We start from the raw sequence: 3,087 nt of genomic DNA, 5'->3' as shown, positions 1-3,087 counted from the left end.
CAGTCACCCGGATCCGGCAAAACGGGAGGAGAGTTTGCGGGGCTATGTGGCACGGGAATATGTCCAAGGTTTTCCGCCCCGCCTGAAGAAAGATATCTACCAGCGGATGGTGTTCAGCGGACCTGCCCTGCAGGCCCTGAGCCGCAGTGTTCTGTCGCAATGGGCGGAAAGCCTGATCGCGGCCGGAAAGCTCACGGAGGCAGAAGGAGCACTTCGAAACGCCCTTCAAGGCCCGAACGACAGCGACCCGCAGCTCCGCTTGGCGCTGTACAGGCTGAACATCAAGCGCGACAGACGCCGGGACGCCCTGCAGCATCTCGAGATCGCTGCCAGGGATTCCCAGACGACCGAGGAGGTTTTCCTGCTACTAGCGGAAGAGTATCGTGCCCAGGCTCAACCGTCGAAAGCGCTGGGGGCCGTCGACCAGCTCATCCGCCGGTTTGATCGCAATCGTTACCTCCCGCTTCGAATCAAGTATCTTGCGGAGGCAAAACGAGATGCGGAAATCCCGCAAACCCTGGAGCAGTGCAGGCAAACGGGCGACCGGCCGCTCATCGCAGCCTGCGAGAAGGCAGTTGCAGACGCCCGTTGCCCGCAGCGCTCTAGTCAGCCTGTGGATTGCGCGCGATAAGTATTTGATATAAAAACAGGACTTATCCACTGGCAGAATGTGGTGGATAATGGGATGGCAATTCCGAAACTGCGCTGGAACTGCCCCGCGCCTTCACCATTAATGCGTCCCCACTGCAGGGCGACGTCAGATCGTCATCGGGCAGTCACGAAACTGAACAGAAGAATTCCAGCCTGAAAAGAGTGCGCCATGGCCGTGGTCTCATCGTTTCCTCCTTCGACCGCCAACGACCAGACCGCTCCCAACCTCGCAAATGCCGAGCCTACCTTCCGGATCCAGCCGCACAATCTGGATGCAGAGCAGGAACTGCTGGGCGCCATCCTGATCAACAACGAAGCGGCAATGAAGGTCTCGGGCTTCCTGCGCCCGGAACATTTCTTCCACGAGGCGCACCGGCGCATCTATGACGCCAGCCTGACGCTGATCGAACGCGGCGAGATCGCCAATCCGGTAACGCTGAAGGCCTATTTCGAGCGCGACGACGTGCTGGCCAAGGTAGGCGGCCCCGCCTATCTCGCCCGCCTTGCCGCTGCCGCCACCACCGTGATCAATGCCGAGGACTATGCCCGGGTGATCTTCGACCTGGCGTTGCGCCGGGAGCTGATCGGTATCGGCGAGGACATGGTGAACCGCGCCTATGACCCGAAGGTGGAAGAGCCTGCCACCGAACAGGTCGAGGCAGCCGAACAGCGCCTGTTCCGGCTGGCCGATGAGGGCCGCTCGGAAGGCGGCTTCGTCTCGTTCAAGGATTCGCTGAAGCAGTCGATCAACATGATCGATGCCGCGCACAAGAAGGGCGGCCTCTCGGGCGTCACCACCGGCCTGAAGGATCTCGACCGCATGCTGGGCGGCCTGCATCCGTCCGACCTGATCATCCTCGCCGGCCGCCCCTCGATGGGCAAGACGGCGCTGGTCACCAACATGGCCTTCAACGCCGCCAAGGCGTATTTCGAAACCGGCGGCCGGGAAGGCGCGCCGGTCGCCTTCTTCAGCCTCGAAATGTCGTCCGAGCAGCTCGCCACCCGTATCCTCTCGGAGCAGACGCGCATCCAGTCCGAACGCCTGCGCCGCGGCGAGGTCACCGACGAGGAATTCGCGCGGGAGCTAATCCCGAAAAGCCGACTGCTGGAGCAGGTGCCCTTCTTCATCGACGATACCGGTGCGATCTCGATCTCGCTGCTGCGCAGCCGCGCGCGGCGCCTCAAGCGCACCCACAATATCGGCCTGATCGTGGTCGACTACCTGCAGCTGGTGCGCGGCGCCAATACGCGGCGGAACGACAACCGCGTGCAGGAAATCTCGGAAGTGACCCAGGCGCTGAAGGCGCTGGCCAAGGACCTGAACGTGCCGGTGATCGCGCTGTCCCAGCTCAGCCGTGCGGTGGAAAGCCGCGACGACAAGCGGCCGCAGCTGGCCGACCTGCGTGAATCGGGCGCCATCGAGCAGGACGCCGACGTGGTCATGTTCGTGTTCCGAGAGGAATATTACGAGATGCGCAAGCAGCCCTCGGAAGGCACGCCGGAACACGCCGCCTGGCAGGAAAAGATGGATCGCATCCAGAACCTGGCAGAAGTCATCATCGGCAAGCAGCGCCATGGTCCGATCGGCCGCGTGGTGCTGCATTTCGAGAGCGCCTTCACCCGCTTCAGCGACCACATGGCCGCCGACCACCTGCCGGACGCATTCTGACGCCGCGCAGGATTCCGCACCCGCCTGCGTGAAGATGGCTGACGGTGGCCGGAATGGCCGCCGGTTCAGCAACGCAGGAGTCGCAGATGAGCGTCTACTCTCCCCTTTTTGCCGCCACCCTGCTGGCTGCGGTTGTCGGCGTCGCGCCCGCGCCTGCCGAAGCCCAGCCGGCTTCCGACCAGCAGCCCCGCATCGAACAGCGGACTGAACGGCCGTCGCCCGGCCGCTTCATCGAAGGCCGGCTGGCCTTTCTCCGCACCGAGCTGAAGCTGACCGAGGCGCAACAGCCGCTGTTCGAAAAGCTGGCCGACGAGATGCGTGCCTCGGCGAAGGCCATGGAAGCGCGCCACGCCGAACGGCATCAGAAGGGCAAGGCCAGGGCCAAACCGGTCTCCGCCGTGGAAAAGATGGAGCGTCGCAACGCCATGATGAAACAGGCGTCTGCGGCCGGTGACCGCTTCCTCGAGGCATTCAAGCCCTTCTATGCCTCGCTGTCGGATGAGCAGAAGAAAACCGCCGACCTGCTGTTCGCCCGCCATGGCGGCGGCCGTCAGCACCATCGCATGCATCACCACTGACCTTCCGGCGGGGCGGCCTGTCACAGGGCCGCCCCGTTGTCCGTCTCCGATACGCTAACCCTGACTGGAGACGGATCATGTCCCTACGCCTTGATTACAAGAAGATCGCGCCCGAGGGCGCAAAGGCCCTGTTCGGCATCGGTGCCTACATGATGCAGGCCGTGCCGCGTCCGCTGCTCGACCTGGTCT

The 3,087-nt window shown here is 63.5% G+C and carries 3 protein-coding genes; all 3 read left to right on the top strand.

The genetic code is table 11. The features are described 5' to 3' along the window. The coding region (locus tag VKZ87_RS12975) for a hypothetical protein (protein WP_324221682.1) at nt 1-631 on the top strand (631 nt) is incomplete at its 5' end. 189 nt (nt 632-820) lie between these two features. Further along, nucleotides 821-2,320, top strand: coding sequence for a replicative DNA helicase (locus VKZ87_RS12970; RefSeq protein ID WP_324221681.1), 1,500 nt, complete (start codon nt 821-823; stop codon nt 2,318-2,320). Between the two features lie 86 nt (nt 2,321-2,406). Beyond that, nucleotides 2,407-2,898: a Spy/CpxP family protein refolding chaperone gene (locus VKZ87_RS12965; RefSeq protein WP_324221680.1), complete on the top strand. Its 492-nt coding sequence runs from the start codon at nt 2,407-2,409 to the stop codon at nt 2,896-2,898. Nucleotides 2,899-3,087: the final 189 nt, after the last annotated feature.

The organism is Ferrovibrio sp. (genome assembly GCF_035304305.1).
In the GTDB taxonomy this organism is placed as follows: domain Bacteria; phylum Pseudomonadota; class Alphaproteobacteria; order Ferrovibrionales; family Ferrovibrionaceae; genus Ferrovibrio.
Note: the sequence above shows the minus strand (reverse complement) of the source record. Positions and strands in the feature narration are given on the sequence as shown.

What these genes read in the sequence shown, in the direction of transcription:
- VKZ87_RS12970 (WP_324221681.1), top strand. Translation starts at nt 821, where the DNA reads ATGGCCGTGGTCTCATCGTTTCCTCCTTCGACCGCCAACGACCAGACC.
- VKZ87_RS12965 (WP_324221680.1), top strand. Translation starts at nt 2,407, where the DNA reads ATGAGCGTCTACTCTCCCCTTTTTGCCGCCACCCTGCTGGCTGCGGTT.